Below are 21,760 nucleotides of genomic sequence, written 5' to 3'. Positions count from 1 at the left end.
GAAGCGTGTCAGGAGATTCCGCTAACGGCGAGGCGACGGTGGAGGCGCGTGCGACGGCGGCGCTACCGTCACTGAGCAAGGCCGAGCGACGGGTCGGGCGGGCGTTGCTGGCCGACTATCCGAGCGCGGGTCTCGCCAGCGCGGCCCGGCTCGCCGAACGAGCCGAGGTGAGTCCGCCGACCGTGCTGCGATTCGCGCAGTCACTCGGCTACGAGGGCTTCGCCGATCTGCAGGTGGCATTACGTGCCGAGCTGTCGGCGAGATCGAGCGGGCCGATCACGCGGCTTCCCGATGCGCCGCCTGCCGGCAGCATGCTCGATCGCTTGTTGCAGCAGGCCCGCGCGCAGAACGAACGGGCCGCTGACACGTTGGCGATGCTCCCGGAATCCGCGTTGGAAGCCGCGGTGGCGCTGCTGGCGGACACCGGTCGCACCCTCTACCTGCACGGCGGCCGGTTCTCGCAGCTGCTGGCCGTGCACCTGGCCGCCCACCTCGAGCAACTGCGGCCCGGTGTGCGGGTGCTCACCGATCCGACCGGGCGCGACCTCGGTGCGTTGCTGGAACTGTCGCGCACCGACGTACTCGTGTTGTTCGACTACCACCGCTACGAGCGCAGCGCCGCCGTCCTGGCCGGGCGCGTGCACCGGGCCGGCGCGACCGTGCTGCTCATCACCGACGACCTGGCCTGCCCCGTGGCACCCGACGCCGAGGTGGTGCTCGCGGCGTCGAGCACCGTCGGTACGACCTACCAGAGCATGGCGGCGGGATTCCTGCTCACCGAACTGCTCATACCGCTCGTCATGGACGCCGTCGGCGAACCCGCACGCACCCGCATGGCACTGTGGGAAGAGCAACGGCGTACGGAGTTGCTGCCCTGACAGATACCCTGTTCGGATGGCTGGTGGAACGAAGCGGCTCCCGCGCGCCGTGCGCGAACAGCAGATGCTCGATGCCGCGGTACAGATGTTCTCGGTCAACGGTTATCACGAGACCTCGATGGACGCGATCGCGGCCGAGGCCGAGATCTCCAAACCGATGCTGTACCTGTACTACGGCTCCAAGGAGGAGTTGTTCGGAGCCTGCCTGAACCGTGAGCTGACCCGGTTCGTCGACGTGGTGCGCGGCCAGATCGACTTCACCCAGAGCCCGAAGGACCTGCTGCGCAACGCGGTGCGGTCATTTTTGACCTACATCGACACCAACCGCGCCTCCTGGATGGTGCTCTACACCCAGGCCACGAGTTCGCAGGCGTTCGCTCACACCGTGCGGGAGGGCCGCGAGCGCATCATCGACCTGGTGGCAAGGCTGTTGAGCACGGGTACCCGTAATCCTCAGCCCGACAGCGACTTCGAGATGATGGCCGTCGCACTGGTCGGTGCGGGTGAGGCCATCGCGACCCGGGTCAGCACTGGCGACGCCGACGTCAACGAAGCCGCCGAGTTGATGATCAACCTGTTCTGGCGCGGTTTGAAGGGCACGCCGTCCGACGCGAACCCGGACCGCGCTGCGGGCTAGCCCGTATCGCCGAGCGTGCGCTCAGATCGTAGAATTCGCCAGTTCGCCGATCTGTGTGCACGCTCGGTCATCTCAGACCGCCTGTCCCTCAACCAAACTGAACGGTGACGCTGTCGGCACCACGCGGGTCAGCCGGAACCCGGCCTGCTCGTAGAGCTTGCGATAGTCGGCCTCGGTACGCTCGCGGGCCGCGATGCCGATGAGCATCTCCATATCGGTCCACTTGCCGATGAACTCCCGGTCGTGGTCGGGGATGACGCCCTCGATGAGCAGCAGCGTGGTGCCTGGCACTGCGGCGGCGCGCACGTTGCGCAAGATCGTCAGCGCCTGCTCGTCGGGCCAGTCGTGAATGATGTTCTTCATGAGGTAGGCGTCGGCGCCCTCGGGCACGCGTTCGAAGAACGACCCGGGGAGCACGTGCACCCGATCCGCGGTGCCGTACCTGCCGAGCAACGCCGGGGCGCCCTCGACGACCTGCGGCAGGTCGTAGAGCAGACCATTGGCTGATGGCGTCGCTTCGAGGATGGCCGACAGCAGCCGGCCGTGCCCGCCGCCGACATCGGCGATCGTGGCGAAGCGGCTGAAATCGTAGGCGGCGACCACCGGGGAGATTGCCAATTCCGAGATGCTCGTCATGGCATCGTTGAAGATCGCACCGAGTTCGGGCTCGGAACCGATGTAGTCGAAGGCATCCTTGCCACGCAGCTTTGGGATGATGGCCTCGCCGGTGCGTACGGCGTCGCCGAGATGGCTCCAGTGCTCGCGATGCTGCGGTGAACCCACGAACCGGGCCATTCCCGCGATCGACACCGGAGCGTCCTTGCGCAGGCTGTCGGCGAGCGCGTTGAGCGCATAGCGTCCGTCGCGCGTGCGGCGGAACACCCCTTCGCTGACCAGTGCCCGCATGAGCCGGTCCAGCGCGTCGGCATTGGCGTCGACCCGGCGGGCCAGCTCATCCGGCTTCAGGGGACCGTCGGCGAGCGCATCGGCGACGCCGAGCTCTGCTGCGACGGTGATGCCCTGCGCCACCCAGGCGGAGAGGATCAACTCAAGCATCACCGCGGGCGGTGGGGCTGTTCGCTGGTAGAGCCTGCGCAGGTGATGGCGGACGCGTTCGGCGGCGCGGACCAGGCCGACGGGAGGCACCTTGGCGGTAGTCACCGGATGAATGTAGGGCAGCGCGCGTGTCTTGGCGGCCGGACGGAAAAGTTGCCAGGGGTGCTGCGCAACGCCTTAATGAAAACGATTATCATTAAGGCGTGTTGATGCCCTCAGTTCCCACGCGCGCCGTCGAGGCGCCTACCCGATCCGGCGCGCTGGTATGGTCCGGACGAGCCAGTCGTACCCAACTTGGTTGGGTCAGGGAATCCGGTGAGAATCCGGAACTGACGCGCAGCGGTATGGAGGACAGGCGGAGCAACGGCCACTGGTCCCTCGACGGGGCCGGGAAGGCGCTCCGCCTGGATGATTCCGAGTCCGAAGACCTGCTGGCTCGGGCCTTGTCGCCGGGCTGCGGCGTGAGGTCCGCCCATCGGACGGACTCCGCGGTCGGGTCCCGGATCGAAAGGTCTCGTCGTGTCTGAATGCACGCGCACCATATCTGTTCTCCTGCTTGCCATATCGTTGCTGGCCGGTTGTGGCTCCTCGGCAGGCAAGTCCACTGTCGCATCCGGCGGCGAACCCGTTGGCTATCCCGTCACGGTGGAGAACTGCGGGCGCTCGGTGACGGTGAAAGCGCCACCGCGACGCGCGGTATCGATCAACCAGCCGGCAACCGAGCTGTTGTTGACGCTCGGACTGGCCGATCGCATGGTCGGCAGCGCATCGTGGAGCGACGAGGTCCGCCCCGAGCTGGCCGCCGAGAATGCCAAAGTACCGGTACTGAGCCGCGATTTCCCGTCGTTCGAACGTGTACTGAAGGAGAAGCCCGACTTCGTGTACGCAACGTTCGACTGGTCGTTCACCGACGAAGGGGTCGCTCCGCGGGACCGGTTCGAGAGTCTCAGCGTACCCACCTACCAATCCTCGAGCGAATGCGGTGGGCAGGACGCCGCCCAGCAGCGTGCGCTCACGCTCGACGACATGTATGCAGAGATCGCCGATGTGTCAAAGATATTCGGCGTCGAGGAGCGGGGCGATCAGCTGATCTCGTCGCTGCGCGCGCGAAAGGCCACCGCGGCCGACGGACTCAAGGCCGACGGCGTCTCGATGATGTGGTGGTATGCGGGCACCAAGACTCCGTACATCGCGGGCTGCTGCGGTGCTCCGGGAATCATCACCACCGAACTGGGCGCCCGCAACGCATTCGCCGATAATCGTCAACTGTGGCCCGAGATCTCATGGGAGGCCATTTTGGAACGCGACCCCGACGTGCTCGTCCTCGCCGATCTGACCCGTGGTGACGACGGGGACAGCGCGGCCGCCAAAATCCGCTTCCTGGAATCTGATCCGGCCGCCAAGCGTCTGAAAGCCGTGCGGGAACGCCGGTGGATCGTGTTGCCGGGCACCGCGATGGACCCGTCACTGCGCAATGTCGACGCGATCGAGACAGTCGCGTCCGGCCTGCGCACCCTCGGGGTGGTGGGTAAATGAGCGGCGCCGAATCTCTTCTGGCCTCGTGGGACCGGCAGCAGGCGGCCTATATCGCCGATCGCGAAGGTCGATTCCGGATCATGGTCGAGTTACTGGAACTCGCATGCGGCGACACCCCGGTGGTCGTCGACCTGGCCTGTGGGCCAGGCTCATTGACAAGGCGGGTGCTCGATGCGCTGCCGAACGCCAGGGTTGTGGCCGTCGACCATGACCCGTTGTTGCTCGACATCGCGACCCGCGCGTTGCGGCCGGTCTACGGTGACCGGCTCACGGTCCTCGATGCCGATCTCGACGACGAGGGCTGGCCGGTGCTCGTCGCCGACGCGCTCGGTGGTCGTGCGCCCGATGCCTTCGTGTCCACGACGGCGTTGCACTGGCTCATGCCCGATGCCCTGTTACGGGTCTACTCGGCCGCCGCCGCGTTGCTCGGCACTGGCGGAATCCTGCTCAACGGCGACCATTTCCGCTTCGACCGCCGGTCACCGACGCTCGGCCGGCTCGCGGTCGCGCATGACGAAGCGACTCAGGAGCGTGCGCACCGGGACGGTGCACCGAGTTGGGACACGTGGTGGCAGGCGGCTCGGGCCCAGCCGGGCGCTGCCGCGCTAGCGGCGGTCCGCGACGAACGCTTCGCCGAACGCCCCGCCCCACCGGCCACCGCCGTCGACTTCCACGTGGCGGCTCTCGTACAGGCCGGGTTCACCGAGGCGGGAACGGTGTGGCAACTGCTCGACGACTATGTCGTGCTCGGCGTGAAGTGAGCGCCCCGCCGGCGGTGCGTAACCCCGGGATGTTGTTGCTCGTGCCGATCGCTGTCGGCGGGCTGACGCTCTCGATCATGGCCGCAATCCTGATCGGGCCCGCCGACCTCGGTGTGCGTGATGTATACGCCGTTATCGCACAACATCTTTGGAACCACGGTGCCGAGGTGGCACCGATCGATGACGGGATCGTGTGGGAGTTGCGGCTGCCACGTGCGCTGCTGGCCGCGATCTGTGGTGCCGGCTTGGCCATCTGCGGGGCGGTTCTGCAATCGATGATGCGCAACCCGCTCGCCGACCCCTTCATGCTCGGCATCTCATCCGGCGCCTCGACCGGAGCCGTGCTGGTGGTGATCACCGGCATCGGCGGTGCGCTCAGCCTGTCTGCCGGCGCATTCGCCGGGGCGTTGACGGCGTTCGTCCTGGTGCTCATCCTCGCGGCCGCGGCGGGCGGCGGGCAGGATCGCGTCGTCCTGGCCGGAGTCGCGGGCACTCAACTCTTTTCGGCGATCACCTCGTTCATCGTGTTCTCGTCCGCCGATGCCCAGCAGACCAGGGGTGTGTTGTTCTGGTTGCTCGGCTCGCTCGGCGGTGCCAATTGGGACCAGGTTGCGCTGTGCGGTGCGGTGTGCGCACTGGGCCTCGTGATCTGCTGGACGCAGTCGGACGCCTTGGACGCGTTCGCGTTCGGGCACGACGCGGCGGCCTCACTCGGGGTCGCGGTCATGCGGGTGCGGGTCCTGCTCTTGGTCACGACGGCGCTGCTGACCGCGGTCCTGGTCAGTGCGGCCGGTGCCATCGGGTTCGTCGGGCTCGTGTTGCCGCACGCGGCGCGGATCATCGTCGGTCCCGCGCATCGCAGGCTACTCGTGGTCACGGCACTGACCGGCGCGATCTTCCTGGTCTGGGTCGACACCGCGGCACGTACCGTGTTCGCCCCTCAGGAACTGCCGGTCGGCGTGGTGACCGCGCTGGTCGGTGTGCCGATCTTCGTGCTGATACTCGCGCGCAGGAAGCGGCCCCGATGACTGGTGAGCAGCAGGCAGGCCCCATCGTGGCCGACGCCGTCAGCTGGTCGGCCGGCGGGCGGCTCGTCATCGGCGGAGTGTCGTTGGCGGTGGGGGAAAGTGAGACGCTCGGCCTGCTCGGGCCGAACGGGTCGGGTAAGTCGTCGTTGCTGCGCCTGCTTGCCGGGCTGCGGCGGCCAAGCGGCGGCGCGGTGCTTCTCGACGGCCGGTCGCTTGCCGGTCACCGTCGCCGGACGGTCGCGCAGCGCATCGCCGTCGTCGAACAGCAGGTCAGCACCGACATGAACCTGACCGTCGAGCAGATCGTGCGGCTGGGCAGAATCCCGCACCGCGGCGTATGGTCCGGCGACGCCGAGGCCGATGAACGCGCGGTCGAGCGTGCGCTCGCTCACACCGGCACGGCGCATATGCGCAACCGGGATTGGCGCACGCTGTCGGGCGGGGAACAACAGCGCGTGCAGATCGCGCGGGCGCTCGCTCAGGAGCCGCGCGAGCTGTTGCTCGATGAGCCCACCAATCACCTGGATATCCGGCACCAGTTCGAGCTGCTTGCGCTGGTCCGCGATCTGCCGGTGACCGCCGTCGTCACCCTGCACGACCTGACCCTCGCCGCGTTGTTCTGCGATCGGCTGGTCGTGCTCGCAGAGGGGCGTGTCGCCGCGGCGGGAGCACCCGCCGATGTCCTCACACCTGCGCTGATCTCGGCTGTTTACGGGGTCGACGCGCGCGTCATCGCCGACGGGGCGGGTGCAGGCCGGCCGTCGGTTCACCTCCTGCCGCCGGGGCCGTGAGGTCGCCGCCTGGCAAATCCGGTGTCTTCGGCGCCGCCTAAAGTAGGACGGATGAAGACGAGTCTGGTCCAGCCGGTGGGTTCCGGCGGGGTGCTGTGGTTGCATGCAGCACGCTGACGTGGGCCGGCCGTCGTTGGAACGGCTCTACGAGCTGAACCGGACCGTGGCGGACTCGAGGTCCATCCGCCTGCTGGTGACCAACAACTTGGCCGGCTACCTGACACTGATGGAGCGCCATCTCGATCGCGGCACCAAGCTCACCGAGACCGAGCTGGTGGTTCGGCTGGAGCGCGACCTGGCCGCGATGGGATCCGACAACGAACAGTCGGGCCTGCAGCTGATCAAGTACTGGGCCAGCCAGGGGTGGCTGCACCGGATCACCGAGCAGGCCGGTGACGGTGAACGCAATGTCTGCTACCTGACCTATGAAGCCAGGGCAGTGCTCGATTTCGCGCGACGGATGAGACGTGAGGACACCATCGCGACCGGCGGTTCGATCGCCGGGGTGGCGGCCGGTTTGCGGCGCGTCGCGGGCCAGGTCAGCAACGATCCCGAGCGGATTCGCGCCGACATCGAGCAGGAGATCGAGAAGCTCCAGGCCGAACTCGACGCGATCGACGACGGCAGACGGCCCGAGCCCAACCCACTCGACGTCGAGGATGAGGCACGCGCCATCGCGCTGCAGATGGAGCAGATCATCTCCGACATCGGGCAGTACGGGAGCATGCTCAACCGCATCACCACGCGGTTGCTCGATTCCTCGGCGGATACCGATCTGGGCTACCGGGAGCGGCAGCGTCAGCTGTTCGATGACTACGAATCGCTGTTCGCGTCGCGCGAGAGCGCGTCATACACCGCGTTCACGCGCATGGTCCAGGATCCCGAACAGCGGGCCGCGCTGGTGGCCGACATCGAAATGGTGACCAGCCAACTGCCCCATCTCGATCCAGGGCTGCGGGAGGTGATGACCGGGTTCTTCACGCTCGTGTCGGCTCAGACCGCCGAGGTGGGCCGGACCAGGCAGCGGTGTGCGCGACGCATCAAACGCTTCGTGGCATCGGGCACGCTCGAGGAGAGCCGCGGCGTGACCCGCCAGCTCAACGATGCACTGGCCAGTGCACACGAACTGCTCAAGGTCTCACTCGCGGACAGCCGCGTCGGCCTGGAGGTGCCGCTCGCGCGTGCCGACTTCAACTCGATCGGCGCGGTGGCGTTCAAGATTCGCGACGCGGTTCCGCCGACCCCGGCCGAACCCTCGGACGGCGAGGTGAACCTGGCGGCCTTCGCGGCTCTGGCCGCCCAGGTGGATGCCACCGAGTTGGCCGACCTTGTCAACGCCGCCGTCGAGCGTGGTCCGCTGCCGCTGCCCGAGGCGATCGGCATGCTCGACTCGGCCTACCTCGGCCACGTCATCGTGCTGTGGTCCTGGGCCATCAAACAACCGCACGACGACGGTGTCGAGACGGTACGGGTGCGGTTCCAATCGCTGGAGGGTGCCGACCGTGAAATCGAAGTGCCGCAACTGGTTTTCACCGAACCGATCCCTATTGTCAGCGAGAGTTTGTTATGAGTGACACGTCCATTGACTTCGATGCGCTGCCCAGCATCGACGCCGTCGAGCGGTCCACGCCCGAACGGCGCGCGCCGCGTTTCGACGGCGACGCGAGTGAGCTGCCGGACCGGGCATGCTGGGCGCTGCAGCACCTGCTGTCGCGTCGCTACATCCGCAAGGACAACCACGCCGAACTGTGGTCGTGGGTCACGCGATACCGGACCGAACTGACGGTGCGACTGTCCGAGCTCGATCTTCGCCTGTGCATCGCCGACGACCACGACATCGCGTACGTCGAGCAAGCTGAATACGAATCGCAGTGGCGCCGTAAGCTTTTGCGACGAGAAACACTGAACACCTACGATTCCATCCTGGCGTTGCACCTGGCCAAACTGATGCGGGCCGCGGCCCGCGACGAGGATGTTCTGATCAGCCGCGAGGAGATCCACGAGCTCTTCGCCGGGGTCAACAACGACACCGACCGCGATGCCGCGTCGTTCGACAAGCGCATCGACAACGCGATCGAGCGATTGACCGACATCGAGATCCTGGTCCGCAATCGCGAAGACGAGGGCAGCTTCACGGTCAGCCCGGTGATCAACGCGATCATGACCGCCTCGGTGATCACCCAACTCGCCCAGCAGTTCGACCAACTCAAGCGTGCCGCCGGGCGAGGGGCCGACGACGCCGCTGCCGACGCCGCCGAGGATGAGGTGGACGCCCATGGTCGCTGAACCGACCAATCAGTTCTATCTGTCGCGCCTGCAGGTCATCAACTGGGGCGTCTTCGACGGGTACCACTCGATTCCGTTCAGTCCGCAGGGCACGCTCATCACGGGGTCGTCCGGCAGCGGCAAGTCATCACTGCTTGACGCCATCTCGCTGGCTTTCCTGCCGTCGCACCGCCGGAACTTCAACGCGTCTGGCGATACGACCGCAGCCGGTTCGGGAACCGGGAAACGCACGGTGGACAAGTACGTCCGCGGGGCGTGGGGTGAGCGCCGTGACGGTACGAGCCGCCAGATCATGTACCTGCGCGGCACCGGGCCCGCCTGGTCGGCGGTCGCGGTCACCTATTCCGATCACACCGGGCGAGCGGTGACCGGTCTGGTCCTCAAATGGCTTGCTGCCGAAAAGGTTTCCGATCCAGGAAGTCGGTACTATCTCATCGACGCGGACCGCGACATCTTCGGTCTGTGCAACCGCTGGGCCGCCAACGGCTACGACGCGGCAGTGTTCCGTGACGACGGCTGGACCGGCGGCAGAAGCGAGAGCCAGTATCTGGCACAGCTGTACTCCATCATCGGTATCCGGGCCTCGGAAGCCGCTCAGCAGCTGCTCGGCAAGGCGAAGTCGCTCAAAAGCGTTGGCGGGCTGGAACAGTTCGTGCGTGAGTTCATGCTCGACGAGCCCGCGAGTCTCAGCGGTGTCGAGGAGGCGCTCGAGCAGATCAACCCGCTGGTCGAAGCCCGCGGCCTGCTCGACGTCGCGCGCCGTAAACGAAACACGCTCGGCAACATCGAGGCCGTCCAGGCGCGCTATGCCGACGAGGCGGCCAAGTTCGGCGTCATCGACACCGTCGACAACGCGATGGTCCGTGATTATGTCGACCGGCTCCGGCTCCAGCAGGCCGGCCCCGAGATCGACAACCTCGACGACCAGATCACCCAACTCGGGGCGCAGCGCGACGAATTCGGCGCTCAGCAACGACAGCTCAAAAACGAGCACAACTCGCTGATGGCGCAGATCAACACCGTCACCGTGGACCTGGTCCCGCTGCAGCAACGGCTCAGCGAAGCGGAGCGAGTCAGCGAAGAGGTCGCCCGCCGCCGCAGTGGCTATGAGGACAAGATCGTCGCACTGGGGTTCACCGCGCCCGACAGCGCCGAGGACTTCTGGTCGTTGCGCGAATCCCTCATGGAGGAGGCCGATCGCCTGCACCGCGAACTGTCCACGGGCAACACGGCTTACGTCGAAGCGTCGGCGAAAGAGGTGCGGGCCCGTGAGGCCCGCGAGGCGGTCGAAGCCGAACTGGAGCGGGTCCAGCGCCTGGGGTCGCCGCTGCCGCGGACCGAGTACGAGATGCGGGCCCGCATCGCACGCGCGCTCGACGTGGCCGAGCGGGATCTGGTGTATGTCGCCGAGTTGATGGAACTCAAACCCGACGAGTCCCGCTGGCGCCTCGCGGTCGAAAAGGTGCTGCGGGGAGCGGGGTTACGGCTGCTGGTGCCCGACGAGCACTGGGATGCCGCCCTGCGTTTCGTCAACGAGAACGACATGCGCGGCCGGATCCAGCTCCAGCACGTCAAGCACGGCGCGCAACTGCGTGAGCCGGCGCCCGAGACGCTCGCGACGAAGGTTCGGGTCGCCGACCCGACCCATGACAGCGCCGTTGAAGCGCTCAACGTCATCGCGTCCGTCGGCGACTACGCGTGCGTCGACCGGCCGGAGGAGTTCGCCGAGCATCCCCGGGCCGTCACCGATCAGGGTCTGCGCAAGGACAGTGGACGGCTCTCGATCAAGGACGACCGATCCAAGCTGCGGCCGTCGGACTACATCTTCCTCGGTGACTCCGAGGCCAAAGTGCATGCTTTGCAACATGATCTGGCCAACGCGCACGACGCGTACAGTACGGCGCGCAGCGCGCGGGAACGGCTCGACGAACACCGTGCGAGGCTGCAGGCGCGGGAGCGGGCGTGCCGGGCCCTGTGCGATCAGTACATGCAGTGGAGTGACATCGACACCGATTCGGTCGACGAACTGCTCGAGCGCCTGCAGGACGAACACGACCTGCTTGTCACGGAGAACCCCGACGTCGAACGGCTCCAACAGCGCGCCGACGACTGCTGGGAACGTGTCGAGAAGGTGATTCAGCAGATCGGGTCGCTCAACGAGCGCGAGACCAATCTCGATCGTCGGCGTACCGCGCTGCTGGAGCTCGTCGAACGCCTCGACCCCGGCGAGGTTCCCCAGCATGCCCGCGACACGCTCGACAGCTACGCGGCCGACATCGCACTGCCACTGGAACTGTTGGAGTCCGATCCGTTCCGCAACGAGCTGATCAGGGTGATCGGCCGCGAACGCGACCGACTGCGTGGCGACCGCAACCGCTCGCACGACGAGCTCGCGGGAATCATGGCCGCGTACGACAGTTCGTTCCCCGATGCGATCCCCAACGACAGCGACGATTTCGACGAACGCGTCCACGACTATGTGGCACTGTGCCGGCGCATCGACGAGCGTGAACTGCCCGACGCCTACGAGCGCATGCAGCGGCTCATCACCGAACAGGCCCCGGGTGCGATCCTCAACCTGCACATGATCGCCGACAACGAGGCCCGGCGGATCACCGAGCAGATCGCCCGCGTCAACACCGGGCTCGGTGCGGTGGAGTTCAACCGCGGCACCAGGCTCACGCTGCACGCAGGCACGCGCCACCTCGCCGCCGTCGACGAGCTCAACGAAAAGGCCCAGCGCATCGCGGCCCGGGTGTCACTCGTGAGCTTCGGCGACGAGACGGCGATGTTCGAGCAGTACACCGACATCCTGCAATTACGAAAGCTGTTGGCCGGCAACACGCCTGAGGATCGGCAGTGGACCCGCGACGCGCTCGACGTGCGTAACCGGTTCGTGCTGTACTGCGAGGAGCGTGACGCCGAAACCGGTGAGGTCATCCGGACCTACAGCAACTCCGGCGACAACTCCGGCGGTGAGCAGGAGAAGCTCATGGCGTTCTGTCTGGCCGGGGCGCTGAGCTTCAACCTGGCCAGCCCGGACAGCAACGACACACGGCCGATGTTCGCGCAGCTGATGCTCGACGAGGCATTCTCGAAGTCCGACCCGCAGTTCGCACAGCAGGCGCTCTCGGCGTTCCGCAAGTTCGGATTCCAGCTGGTGATCGTGGCGACGGTGCAGAACACCACGACCATCCAGCCCTACATCGACAGCGTCGTCATGGTGTCCAAGGCCGACGCCGCGGCGCCCAACTCCCGTCCGGTCGCATCGGTCACCGCCGCGTCGATCTCCGAGTTCACCGATCTACGCCGGAGCTCGGGAGATGTGGTGCCCGCGTCCTGAACGGACGCCGAGGGTGCACACAGACCGCCGATTCGGTCGAAAACGCGACCTGTGCGCACGCTCGGTGGCGCTTCAAAGTCCGCGCACCGTCGCAGACAGGTGTGGGTAGCCCTTCGACAGGTGACGCAGCGTGAGGTCCCAGCCGTCGCTGTCGCGCTCGACGTAGAGCCCGGCCCTGGCGGGCAGCACGACCGGCTTGGCGAACCGCACCGAGTACTTCACCGCATCCGGCATCTGGCCCTCGATGTTCGCGAGGACTGCTGCCGCACTGAACATTCCGTGTGCGATCACGGTCGGGAAGCCGAACAGCTTGGCGGCAACGGCGTTGGTGTGGATCGGGTTGTGGTCGCCGCCGACCGATGCGTAGTGGCGGATCTGGCCGGGCGTGATGTGCAGCACCGCGTTGGGTGGCGGCAGCTTCGGCTGTTTCTGCGGTTCGGGTTTCGGCTCGTCGGACAGGCTCGTCCGCTGCTGGTGCAGGAACGTCGTGACCTGATGCCATGCAGTGTCGTTGCCGACCTTCAGTTCGGTGACGATGTCGACCAGCAGGCCGCGGCGATGTTCGCGCAGATTTTCGGCATGCACCGCGACTTTCACGGTATCGGTCACCGAGATGGGCCGGTGTTGAGTGATGTGGTTTTCGATGTGCACCGAACCCATTGCGGCGAAAGGGAAATCGAATCCGGTCACCAGCGACATCACGGTCGGGAAGGTCAGCGCAAACGGATAGGTGAGCGGCAGCGTGTCACCGAATCGCAGGCCTGTCACCTGAGCGTATGCCGCCACGTTGGCCGGATCGATCGCCAGGTCGTCGACCGTGACGGTGCGGTCGGGCAACCTTTCGCTGCGCGGGACGAACGGCAGCGCACCGGCCACCGCGCGGAGCATTGTCAGATCCACCTCACGCTCCCAGCATGGCCTGGCCGCAGACGCGGATCGTATTGCCGGTGACCGCGTTCGACGCCGGGCTCGCGAAGTATGCGATGGTCTCGGCCACGTCGACCGGCTGTCCGCCCTGGAACAGCGAGTTGAGCCGGCGGCCTACCTCGCGGGTGGCCAGCGGAATGGCCTCGGTCATCTTGGTCTCGATGAAGCCGGGCGCGACAGCGTTGATGGTGATGTTCTTCTCGGCGAGCACCGGAGCCAGCGCCTCGGTGAGGCCGATCATGCCGGCTTTCGTGGCGGCGTAGTTGGTCTGACCACGGTTGCCCGCGATGCCGGCCATCGACGACAGGCCGATCACCCGGCCACCCTCGCCGAGCGTGCCGTTGGCCACCAGTCCTTCGGTGAGCCGCTGGGGGGCAAGGAGATTGACCGCGATGACGGCATCCCAGCGACCCTCGTCCATGTTGGCGAGCAGTTTGTCGCGCGTGATGCCGGCGTTGTTGACGAGCACGTCGACCTTGCCGCCATGGTGCTCGGTCACGTGCGCGGTGATCTTGTCGACCGCGTCGTCGGCGGTCACGTCGAGCGTCAATGCCGTGCCGCCGACCTTGTGGGCGACCTTGTGGAGATCGTCGGACGCCCCCTCCACGTCGACAGCCACCACCGCGGCGCCGTCACGCGCGAACACCTCGGCGATCGTCGCGCCGATACCGCGGGCGGCCCCCGTCACGACCGCGACCTTGCCGGCCAGCGGCTTGTCCCAGTCGGCCGGTGGGGTCGAGTCTTCGGAGCCGACGCGGAACACCTGCCCGTCGACGTAGGCCGACTTGGCCGACAGGATGAAGCGCAGCGTGGACTCCAGGCCGGTCGCGGCGGGCTTGGCGTCGGCGGACAGGTACACGAGTGAGACGGTCGCGCCGCGGCGCAGCTCCTTGCCCAGTGAGCGGGTGAAGCCCTCAAGGGCGCGCTGGGCGATCTGCTCATGCACGCTCGCGGCCTGGTCCGGCGTGGTGCCCACGACCACGACGCGCGCACACGAGCCGAGGTTGCGCAGCAGGGGAGTGAAGAACTTGTAGAGCTCCTTGAGCCCGGCGGCGTCGGTGATGCCGGTGGCGTCGAGCACCACGCCGCCGAATGAATCGGCCCAGCGGCCGCCTATGTTGTTGGACACCACGTCGTAGTCGTCGGCCAACGCGGCGCGCATCGGCTCGACCACCCGGCCGGATCCGCCGATCAGCAGGGAACCGGCCAGCGGGGGATCGCCGGGGCGGTAACGGCGCAGCGTCTCGGGCTGCGGTACGCCGAGCTGTTTGGCCAGGAACGATCCCGGCCCGGAATTGAGCACTTGGGAGAACAGGTCGGAAGCCACTTCAGCTGCCTTTCGCTTCGCAGTACTACGTTGTCCATACCGAACTTACTCCAGAGTAAGAACAGTGGGTAATATGGCCCCGGACAACCCGACAGTGGGAGGCAAACACATGGCGAACAACACAACCCGGCGTCGCGTTGCCGTATTGGGTGGCAACCGGATTCCGTTCGCGCGGTCCGACGGCGCGTATGCCAATGCCTCCAACCAGGACATGTTCACCGCGGCGCTGGACGGGCTGATCGACCGCTTCGACCTGGCCGGGGAGCGGCTCGGCGCCGTCATCGGCGGTGCCGTGCTCAAGCACAGCCGTGACTTCAACCTCATGCGCGAGTGCGTGCTGGGCAGCGCGTTGTCGCCCTACACGCCTGCATACGACATTCAGCAGGCCTGTGGCACCGGCCTGCAGGCCGCGACGGCGGCCGCCAACGCCATCGCGCTCGGGCAGTACGAGGTCGCCGCGGCCGGTGGCGTGGACACCGCCTCGGATGCCCCGATCGCGTTCGGTAACGACCTGCGACGTGTGCTGCTCGGACTGCGTCGGGCGAAATCCAATGTCGACCGGCTCAAATTGGTCGGCAAGCTGCCGGCCGCGCTCGGCGTCGAGATTCCGGTGAACAGCGAGCCCCGCACCGGTATGTCGATGGGAGAGCACGCCGCCGTCACCGCGAAGAAGATGGGCATCAAGCGCGTCGACCAGGACGAACTTGCCGCGGCCAGCCATCGCAACATGGCCGCCGCCTACGACAACGGGTTCTTCGACGACCTGGTGACCCCGTTCCTCGGTCTGTATCGCGACAACAACCTGCGCGCCGATTCGAACGCCGAGAAGCTTGCCAAGCTCAAGCCGGTGTTCGGCGTCAAGGCCGGTGACGCCACGATGACCGCAGGTAACTCCACGCCGCTGACGGACGGCGCCTCGGTCGCGCTGCTGGCCAGTGAGGACTGGGCGGCCGCGCACGGGCGCGAACCGCTGGCTTACTTCGTCGATTCCGAGACCGCTGCCGTGGACTACGTCAACGGTCCGGACGGTCTGTTGATGGCGCCGACGTACGCGGTGCCGCGCCTGCTCGCCCGCAACGGCCTGACCCTGCAGGACTTCGACTATTACGAGATCCACGAGGCATTCGCCTCGGTCGTGCTCGCCACGCTCGCGGCCTGGGAGTCCGACGAATACTGCAAGGAACGGCTCGGCCTGGACAGTGCGCTCGGCTCCATCGATCGGTCGAAGCTCAACGTCAACGGTTCCTCGCTCGCGGCCGGTCACCCGTTCGCCGCGACCGGCGGCCGGATCGTCGCGCAGTTGGCCAAGCAGCTGCACCTCAAGAAGCAGGAAACCGGCCGGCCGGTCCGTGGCCTGATCTCGATCTGCGCCGCGGGCGGCCAGGGCGTGACGGCTATTTTGGAGGCCTGACCAGGGGGTATGCCGACCGCTCCCGCCGCCGCGAAACATTCGAAAAGTTTGTTTTAGAAGTGTGTAACGGCACGACGCGGGGGGTCGATACATGGGTAGCTCCGTGTTGCCGTCTGACCCCCCGACCCGACGGCAACACGGGGCCACCTTTTGGAAACACCCCATGAACGTCGGTCGAAATTTCCTCTGGTCTGAGGGGTACCCGAGGCGTACGATCGACCGTACGACGGGTTCGGGAGTGACTGATCCAAAGAGTCGGTTTACGGGGTGAAAAACCGGCGGCGCGAGACGAACTGAGACGCCCCCAAGTGTCCTCCCGAACCCGCCCTATTTTTTTGCCCAGCCCACCACTTAGCGTGGGCACATGCAGATCAGCATCCTCAGCTCGCTCAGTGAAACCGGCGGCAGTTCGCCGATCGACGCCACCGTGCAGACCCTCGCGCAGTTGCGCGACGAGGGTTTCCGCCGGGTGTGGATGACGCAGATGCCCTACGAGCCTGATCTGTTGACCGTACTGGCTGTCGCGTTCCGCGAGGTCGACGGTATCGAGGTCGGGAGCGGGGTCATCCCGATCCAGAACCAGCATCCGATGCTGCTCGCCCAGCGCGCCCTCACACTCAGCCTGATCAGCCGCGGCCGGTTCATCCTCGGGCTCGGCATGACGCACCAGGCGGTCACCGAGGGGATGTGGGGCATCCCGTGGGACAAGCCGGTGCGACGTTTGCGCGAGTACCTCGACGGGCTGCAGCCGCTGTTGGCCGGCGAGCCGGCCGACGCGCCAGGGGAGACCGTCACGACGCGCGGTGCCCTGCAGATTCCCGGCGCCGCCGCGCCCGATATCTACATCGCCGCGCTCGGTCCGCAGTTGCTCAAGCTCGCGGGCCGCCGCACCGCGGGCACGGTCACCTGGATGACCGGACCGAAGACGCTCGCCGAGCACGTCGCGCCGACGCTGCGCGACGGTGCCGCCGACCGCGACGTCCGGGTCGTCGCCGCGCTGCCGGTGAGCGTGACCGAAGACGTGGACGTCGCCCGCGCACAGGCGGCGAAGCAGTTCGCGATGTACGGGCATCTGCCGTCCTACCGGGCCATGCTCGACCGCGAAGGCTATGCCGGACCCGAGGACGCCGCGATCATCGGCGACGAAACGGCGGTGACCGAACGGATCCGGGCGCTCGACGGCGTCGACGAGTATGTGGGGGTCGTGTTCGACGCGTCGCCCGAGACCAGGGCGCGGACGCGGGCGCTGCTGCGCGAACTCGACGCATGACTCGCTCGCGCCAGTAACGCTGTGGCGGTCAGAACGCGAATTCTCCGCCGTGGCGTTACTCACGCGGTGCGGTTATCCACACCGCCGATTGACCGGGCAACACCATGGTTGATCGATGGCACCGCGGCCAGCATGGGAGGCGTGACGATTACCGAGACGGAAATGCCCGCCGCCCAAGCCGACACGTGGAATGCCCTGCTCGTCCCGCTGCGTGCGCAGGCATGGCGGGCCTACTTGTATTTCGTGCTGATCAGCGTGCTCGCCGTGGCCGGTGTCGTGTACCTCTTCTGCACCGGGCTGACGTCGGGCCTGCTGATGATCACGTTGATCGGTATTCCGCTGCTGGCATTGGTCGTCCTCAGCGGTCGGCTGTGGAACCGGCTGTACCGGGCACTGGCCCGAATCGTGGGAGTCGACATCGACGAGCCTGAGCGCTTCGTCCGCCCCGCGAGCTGGCTGCACACCGTGGCGGCCGCGTTGACCGACGTGGTCGGCTGGCGTGCCCTCGGGTTCCTGGCTCTCCAAGCGATCGTCATGACACCGGTCGGCTATTTCGTGCTCGTCGGCGTCGCGATCTCGGCGGTGCTCGTGATCGCGCCGGCGCTGTGGCTGATCACCGGGGAGTCGGTCGTGAGTTTCGGCGAGCCGGTCGATTCGCTGGGGCTCTACCTGTTGATGGCCGTCGGGGGCGCCGTCGCGCTGTACCTGCTGGCCTGGGCGATGATCTGGATCGGGCGCGCCCATCTGTGGTTGGCCAAGATCTTGTTGGCGCCGACGGGCCGCGAGCGCAGGGTGGCGCAGCTCGAACAGGCCCGCGCCGAGGTGGTCGACGACGCTGCCGCCCGGTTACGCCGCGTCGAACGCGATCTGCACGACGGCACGCAGGCCCGGCTCATCGCGGTGGCGATGACGCTGGCTCGCGCCGAGGAGCAGCTCGCGCAACCCGACCGCGCCGACCGCGCCCGCGCTTTGGTCGCCGACGCGCTGGCCAACACCCGCGACACCCTCACCGAGCTACGCGACCTCGTACGTGGGATACGGCCTCCCGCATTGGATCTCGGGTTGGGCCCGGCCGTGCAGACGCTCGCCGCGCGCAACCCCATCCCGGTCGAGCTGGTCGACGACATCGCGGTCCGGCCGTCCCTCGGCGTGGAGACGCTCGCGTACTTCTGTGTGGCCGAGCTCCTGGCCAACGTTTCAAGGCATTCCGGGGCCACACAGGCCACGGTGTGGCTGCACAGCGATGCCACCGAACTGCGAATAGTCGTCGCAGACAACGGTGCCGGCGGCGTCGCCCCGGCCAACGGATCCGGGTTGACCGGGCTGGCCGACCGGCTGCGGATGGTCGATGGAACTCTCGACATCGACAGCCCGGAGGGCGGTCCCACCACGGTGACCGCTGTGGTGCCGTCCGGAGCGGAGCGATGACACGGCTGGCAATCGCCGAGGACAATGCGATTCTGCGTGACGGTCTGACGCAGCTGCTCTTGGAACGCGGGCATGACGTGGTGGCCAAGGTCGGCACCGCCGAGGAACTCCGCGATATCGCCGACACGCTGAGCCCGGACGTGTTCGTGATCGACATCCGCATGCCACCCACCTACACCGACGAGGGCTTGGTCGCGGCGGTGTCACTGCGGCGAACCCATCCGCACGTAGGCGTGCTGCTTTTTTCCCAGTGGGTCGAAACACGTTACGCCGCTGAGCTGTTGGCTGGTCGCCCGGAGGGCGTCGGCTATCTGCTGAAAGACCGAGTGGCTGACATCGGCGAGTTCGACAATGCCGTGAAGCGCGTCGCCGCGGGCGGGACCGCGCTGGACCCCGAGGTCGTGCGCCAACTCATGGGGGCCCGGCGTGGTGTCGATGTGCTGGACCGCCTGACCGCACGTGAGCGCGAAGTACTTGCGCTCATGGCCGAAGGGCATTCGAACAGTGGCCTGGCGGACAAGCTTTCGATATCTGAGCGGGCCGTCGAAAAACACGTCACCAGCATCTTCGCCAAATTGGATCTGCCGCCGTCGCAGGCTCACCATCGCCGGGTGCTGGCGGTCGTGACGTATCTGAACTCGTAGGGGTCAATGGAGGTGGCCGGCCAAGGAGCCCTGTTCGCCGAACAACGCTGCGGTCCAGTATTCGAGCAGCGCCGTGTTATCGGTGTCGTCGGGATGGAATCCAGGCTTGGTGTACGCACGTATTCGGCGGACGACCGCACGGTTGAAGAACGGCGAGTTCCGCAACTGGGCCAGGCTGCGGAACAACCGAATCGGGTTGTAGGCCGCGCGATCTCCGAGCAACGAGATGGCCGACCACAACGTGACATTGAGGGTGAAGGTAAGTCGGATGATCCGCATCGTCCAGATCCGTCTGCGCTCAGTTCCGCCGACTGCTTGGTAGACGTCGAAGGCCACCGAACGGTGCTCCGATTCCTCGATTGCGTGCCATAGCAGCATCTTCCGCACTTCGGTGTCCCCCAACAGTGCCTGGGCCCGTTGATCGGTGAGCAAGGTCTCGGCGAGCACCGCGGTGAAGTGTTCGAGTGCGGCCGTGATGGCGAGGCAGGTCAGCGGCGACACCCGACGCTCGAAGGCCGTCACGTCCATGTGGGTACCCCGGTCGATCCTGCGCGTCGGGTAACCCATCTGGTGCAGGCGCTCGTTCAGCGCGCGATGTTCGCGGCCGTGAGTGACCTCCTGCCCGATGAACCCCTGAACCTGCGATTTCAGTTGTGGATCGGTGATTTGATCGGCGAAGCGACGCACCGATCGCACGAAGAAGTCTTCGCCCTCGGGAAACGTCGCCGACAGGTGCGCGACGATGTGGCTCATGATGAGGTCACCGTCGACGAAGTGACGGTCGAGTGCTCCGGTCGGGTACGAAAACCGGATACGGCGTGCGCGCACGGCCGGTTTTCCGGCGGCAGAGGTATTTTCGGCAGTCATGTCGTCGCCTGCTGGTCTGCGGTGTCTTGGCGCTCGGCGGTGAGCAAGGGGCGGATTACCGACTTGAAAGCGGCGAGGACCTCGTCGGCGGGATAGGGGTCATAACCCTTGATCGACGTTCCGACGGCCAGCCCGTTCATAAGTGCGAAAACCATGTGGACGCCCGTCCGTGAGTTCAGCGCCGGGCCAGCGTCTCCGCGCGGGAACATCTCGGCGTACATCCGGTCGCAGGCGTCGGCGAACTGCCGGTCGATGTCGATAACTGCACGCGCCAGTTCGGAGTCTGTGCGGGCGGCGACCCAAAGCTCATGCCATGCAGTGAACGTCGACCGCGAGAACATTGACCACAGCAGGTCGATCGCCGCGTCGAGTTTGTCGGCCGAGGGATCCAGGCCGGCCATCAATACACCGAACTCCTCTATGCGGCGGTCGAAGGAGTGCACCACGGCGGCGGTCAGCAGTTCGGTCTTCGTGCGGAAGTGGCTCTGCAGTGCACCGATCGATACGCCGGCGCGATGGGCAACCTCGGCGGTCGTTGTGCCTTTGAAGCCAACCTCAACCAATGCTTCGAATGTCGCGTCGAGCAGAGCGCGGCGGGTGTGGGCCGATCGTTCAGCCTGCGTTCGGCGGGGCGGTGTCACGCGACCAAGCCTGGACCATCAAAAATAATATGTCAATATTATTTATCGGTGGGCGCGGAATTGGATGGAAACAGGTTCGCTCCCTCGTTCAGACCTTCGTCCACGTTGAATTGTTGTCCCACTCGATCCGCCTTGGGGGGTGCAGCGTGCCGGTGTGCGTAGCCTCGTCGGGGAACTTCACTCTGATTGTCGAAATGTCGAGGATGGAGCCTGTTGCGGTGGGCCGGCCAAAATCGGACATGTCGATTTTCAGAGTGGTGTCGTCGGCGAAGATGACGGCGTGCCGCGGACTGCCGTCAGTCCAGCGGCCGCTCAGATCGATCAGCGCTCTGACGAGCTTCGTCCATACAGATCCGTTCGACCATCGAATCCGATTGGGAGGTTCAAGCTCTCCGATGTAGGTGCGATCGTCAGGAAAAGTGGCAGTGAGCCTGGAGCCGTCGACAATCGCCCCGTGCGCGGCCGGCCGGTTGAATGCCGACATGTTGATGGTGATCGCATCGCCCTTCACTGAGATCACCGCCTTGCGGGGGCTTCCATCTGTCCACGCGCCGTTCAATTCGATCGATGTTGTGACTGGTGTAGACATCTTCGTAAACCTCCTGAACTCCCGAAGATCACCCCGATCGTCACTGACGCGAAACCATGAACGCGCGAGTAGTGGGATACCTGGTTCTCGCTCGTGTGTCGTCACCACGGCGGGCATCACCTTCTACCTTCAGATGCGTGTGGGCCGGCGACCGTGCAATACACCGGCTGACATATCGCGGTCAGCGTCTGCAGCGTCTGCAGTCCGCGCAACGCCGTCGTAGCCACGTCACGCTCGCGGCGCATCGTCAGTGGCCGCGTTTGACCCAGTCGTCGTAGTGGACGATTTCGTCGCCGATGGTGGTGGTGTCGCCGTGGCCGGTGTAGACGATGGTTTGGCC

Annotated in this window: 19 protein-coding genes, 1 pseudogene and 1 riboswitch; of the genes and pseudogenes, 13 read left to right on the top strand and 7 right to left on the bottom strand. The window is 66.3% G+C overall.

Annotation, left to right across the window (positions count from 1 at the left end; all coding sequences use genetic code 11):
- The first annotated feature begins 5 nt into the window (after window positions 1-5).
- Together ACRCUN_RS26995 and ACRCUN_RS26990 are read left to right on the top strand one after the other, a co-directional pair.
- A complete protein-coding gene (locus ACRCUN_RS26995) occupies window positions 6-878 on the top strand; it encodes a MurR/RpiR family transcriptional regulator (RefSeq protein ID WP_462144692.1) in 873 nt (290 codons plus the stop codon).
- Between the two features lie 16 nt (window positions 879-894).
- Window positions 895-1,515: a TetR/AcrR family transcriptional regulator gene (locus ACRCUN_RS26990; protein WP_067848364.1), complete on the top strand. Its 621-nt coding sequence runs from the start codon at window positions 895-897 to the stop codon at window positions 1,513-1,515.
- 72 nt (window positions 1,516-1,587) lie between these two features.
- Here the strand turns inward: ACRCUN_RS26990 and ACRCUN_RS26985 are convergent, their stop codons facing one another.
- Window positions 1,588-2,676 (bottom strand): methyltransferase, encoded by a 1,089-nt coding sequence (locus ACRCUN_RS26985; protein WP_462144691.1) that lies wholly within the window; start codon window positions 2,674-2,676, stop codon window positions 1,588-1,590.
- A gap of 158 nt (window positions 2,677-2,834) precedes the next feature.
- Window positions 2,835-3,021: riboswitch (cobalamin riboswitch) on the top strand.
- 69 nt (window positions 3,022-3,090) lie between these two features.
- On the opposite strand from ACRCUN_RS26985, the gene ACRCUN_RS26980 reads away from it, so the two are divergent.
- The 7 genes from ACRCUN_RS26980 (at window position 3,091) to ACRCUN_RS26950 (ending at window position 12,316) form a co-directional block, all read left to right on the top strand.
- A complete protein-coding gene (locus tag ACRCUN_RS26980) occupies window positions 3,091-4,107 on the top strand; it encodes an ABC transporter substrate-binding protein (RefSeq protein ID WP_462144690.1) in 1,017 nt (338 codons plus the stop codon).
- On the top strand, window positions 4,104-4,868 hold the full coding sequence (locus ACRCUN_RS26975; RefSeq protein ID WP_462144689.1) for a class I SAM-dependent methyltransferase: 765 nt from the start codon (window positions 4,104-4,106) through the stop codon (window positions 4,866-4,868). Before ACRCUN_RS26980 ends, ACRCUN_RS26975 begins: the two co-directional genes overlap by 4 nt.
- 29 nt (window positions 4,869-4,897) lie before the next feature.
- A complete protein-coding gene (locus ACRCUN_RS26970; RefSeq protein WP_462144796.1) occupies window positions 4,898-5,896 on the top strand; it encodes a FecCD family ABC transporter permease in 999 nt (332 codons plus the stop codon).
- Window positions 5,893-6,687 carry an ABC transporter ATP-binding protein gene (locus tag ACRCUN_RS26965; protein ID WP_462144688.1) on the top strand — a complete coding sequence of 265 codons (795 nt, stop codon included), beginning with the start codon at window positions 5,893-5,895 and terminating at the stop codon, window positions 6,685-6,687. The genes ACRCUN_RS26970 and ACRCUN_RS26965 overlap by 4 nt, the downstream gene beginning before the upstream one ends.
- 103 nt (window positions 6,688-6,790) lie before the next feature.
- On the top strand, window positions 6,791-8,257 hold the full coding sequence (locus ACRCUN_RS26960; RefSeq protein WP_462144687.1) for a DUF3375 domain-containing protein: 1,467 nt from the start codon (window positions 6,791-6,793) through the stop codon (window positions 8,255-8,257).
- Window positions 8,254-8,973 carry a DUF4194 domain-containing protein gene (locus tag ACRCUN_RS26955; RefSeq protein ID WP_462144686.1) on the top strand — a complete coding sequence of 240 codons (720 nt, stop codon included), beginning with the start codon at window positions 8,254-8,256 and terminating at the stop codon, window positions 8,971-8,973. Before ACRCUN_RS26960 ends, ACRCUN_RS26955 begins: the two co-directional genes overlap by 4 nt.
- On the top strand, window positions 8,963-12,316 hold the full coding sequence (locus ACRCUN_RS26950) for an ATP-binding protein (protein ID WP_462144685.1): 3,354 nt from the start codon (window positions 8,963-8,965) through the stop codon (window positions 12,314-12,316). The genes ACRCUN_RS26955 and ACRCUN_RS26950 overlap by 11 nt, the downstream gene beginning before the upstream one ends.
- A 72-nt stretch (window positions 12,317-12,388) precedes the next feature.
- Here ACRCUN_RS26950 and ACRCUN_RS26945 read toward each other — a convergent pair whose 3' ends face one another.
- Together ACRCUN_RS26945 and ACRCUN_RS26940 are read right to left on the bottom strand one after the other, a co-directional pair.
- A complete protein-coding gene (locus ACRCUN_RS26945; protein WP_462144795.1) occupies window positions 12,389-13,204 on the bottom strand; it encodes a MaoC/PaaZ C-terminal domain-containing protein in 816 nt (271 codons plus the stop codon).
- 13 nt (window positions 13,205-13,217) lie between these two features.
- On the bottom strand, window positions 13,218-14,570 hold the full coding sequence (locus ACRCUN_RS26940; RefSeq protein WP_462144684.1) for a 3-oxoacyl-ACP reductase: 1,353 nt from the start codon (window positions 14,568-14,570) through the stop codon (window positions 13,218-13,220).
- A gap of 109 nt (window positions 14,571-14,679) precedes the next feature.
- Here ACRCUN_RS26940 and ACRCUN_RS26935 point away from each other — a divergent pair, with 109 nt between their 5' ends.
- The 4 genes from ACRCUN_RS26935 (at window position 14,680) to ACRCUN_RS26920 (ending at window position 19,323) form a co-directional block, all read left to right on the top strand.
- A complete protein-coding gene (locus ACRCUN_RS26935) occupies window positions 14,680-15,981 on the top strand; it encodes an acetyl-CoA C-acetyltransferase (protein WP_462144683.1) in 1,302 nt (433 codons plus the stop codon).
- 364 nt (window positions 15,982-16,345) lie between these two features.
- Window positions 16,346-17,251, top strand: a complete 906-nt coding sequence (locus tag ACRCUN_RS26930; protein WP_462144682.1) for a TIGR03564 family F420-dependent LLM class oxidoreductase — start codon at window positions 16,346-16,348, stop codon at window positions 17,249-17,251.
- Window positions 17,252-17,383: 132 nt separating this feature from the next.
- Window positions 17,384-18,679, top strand: a complete 1,296-nt coding sequence (locus ACRCUN_RS26925; protein WP_462144681.1) for a sensor histidine kinase — start codon at window positions 17,384-17,386, stop codon at window positions 18,677-18,679.
- Window positions 18,676-19,323 (top strand): response regulator transcription factor, encoded by a 648-nt coding sequence (locus tag ACRCUN_RS26920; protein WP_462144680.1) that lies wholly within the window; start codon window positions 18,676-18,678, stop codon window positions 19,321-19,323. Before ACRCUN_RS26925 ends, ACRCUN_RS26920 begins: the two co-directional genes overlap by 4 nt.
- 3 nt (window positions 19,324-19,326) lie before the next feature.
- On the opposite strand, the gene ACRCUN_RS26915 is transcribed toward ACRCUN_RS26920, so the two are convergent.
- The 4 genes and pseudogenes from ACRCUN_RS26915 to ACRCUN_RS26900 all read right to left on the bottom strand — a co-directional run.
- Complete coding sequence (locus ACRCUN_RS26915; RefSeq protein WP_462144679.1) at window positions 19,327-20,190, bottom strand: metal-dependent hydrolase; 864 nt, start codon at window positions 20,188-20,190, stop codon at window positions 19,327-19,329.
- The gene (locus tag ACRCUN_RS26910) at window positions 20,187-20,831 is read right to left on the bottom strand and encodes a TetR/AcrR family transcriptional regulator (RefSeq protein ID WP_462144678.1); all 645 of its coding nucleotides are present in this window, start codon (window positions 20,829-20,831) and stop codon (window positions 20,187-20,189) included. The genes ACRCUN_RS26915 and ACRCUN_RS26910 overlap by 4 nt, the downstream gene beginning before the upstream one ends.
- 88 nt (window positions 20,832-20,919) lie before the next feature.
- On the bottom strand, window positions 20,920-21,420 hold the full coding sequence (locus tag ACRCUN_RS26905) for a hypothetical protein (RefSeq protein ID WP_462144677.1): 501 nt from the start codon (window positions 21,418-21,420) through the stop codon (window positions 20,920-20,922).
- Window positions 21,421-21,667: 247 nt separating this feature from the next.
- Window positions 21,668-21,760: pseudogene (locus ACRCUN_RS26900) on the bottom strand (MBL fold metallo-hydrolase); the annotation flags it as partial.

This window comes from Mycobacterium venezuelense (assembly GCF_054919535.1).
The sequence above is the reverse complement of the archived record's forward strand: the minus strand, read 5'-3'. Positions and strand labels throughout refer to the sequence as shown.

Bases quoted from the DNA above. Each gene is read 5' to 3' on its own strand.
- ACRCUN_RS26990 (WP_067848364.1), top strand. From the start codon at position 895: ATGGCTGGTGGAACGAAGCGGCTCCCGCGCGCCGTGCGCGAACAGCAG.
- ACRCUN_RS26975 (WP_462144689.1), top strand. From the start codon at position 4,104: ATGAGCGGCGCCGAATCTCTTCTGGCCTCGTGGGACCGGCAGCAGGCG.
- ACRCUN_RS26970 (WP_462144796.1), top strand. From the start codon at position 4,898: ATGTTGTTGCTCGTGCCGATCGCTGTCGGCGGGCTGACGCTCTCGATC.
- ACRCUN_RS26965 (WP_462144688.1), top strand. From the start codon at position 5,893: ATGACTGGTGAGCAGCAGGCAGGCCCCATCGTGGCCGACGCCGTCAGC.
- ACRCUN_RS26960 (WP_462144687.1), top strand. From the start codon at position 6,791: ATGCAGCACGCTGACGTGGGCCGGCCGTCGTTGGAACGGCTCTACGAG.
- ACRCUN_RS26955 (WP_462144686.1), top strand. From the start codon at position 8,254: ATGAGTGACACGTCCATTGACTTCGATGCGCTGCCCAGCATCGACGCC.
- ACRCUN_RS26950 (WP_462144685.1), top strand. From the start codon at position 8,963: ATGGTCGCTGAACCGACCAATCAGTTCTATCTGTCGCGCCTGCAGGTC.
- ACRCUN_RS26945 (WP_462144795.1), bottom strand. From the start codon at position 13,204: ATGCTCCGCGCGGTGGCCGGTGCGCTGCCGTTCGTCCCGCGCAGCGAA.
- ACRCUN_RS26935 (WP_462144683.1), top strand. From the start codon at position 14,680: ATGGCGAACAACACAACCCGGCGTCGCGTTGCCGTATTGGGTGGCAAC.
- ACRCUN_RS26930 (WP_462144682.1), top strand. From the start codon at position 16,346: ATGCAGATCAGCATCCTCAGCTCGCTCAGTGAAACCGGCGGCAGTTCG.
- ACRCUN_RS26925 (WP_462144681.1), top strand. From the start codon at position 17,384: ATGGGAGGCGTGACGATTACCGAGACGGAAATGCCCGCCGCCCAAGCC.
- ACRCUN_RS26920 (WP_462144680.1), top strand. From the start codon at position 18,676: ATGACACGGCTGGCAATCGCCGAGGACAATGCGATTCTGCGTGACGGT.
- ACRCUN_RS26915 (WP_462144679.1), bottom strand. From the start codon at position 20,190: ATGACTGCCGAAAATACCTCTGCCGCCGGAAAACCGGCCGTGCGCGCA.
- ACRCUN_RS26905 (WP_462144677.1), bottom strand. From the start codon at position 21,420: ATGTCTACACCAGTCACAACATCGATCGAATTGAACGGCGCGTGGACA.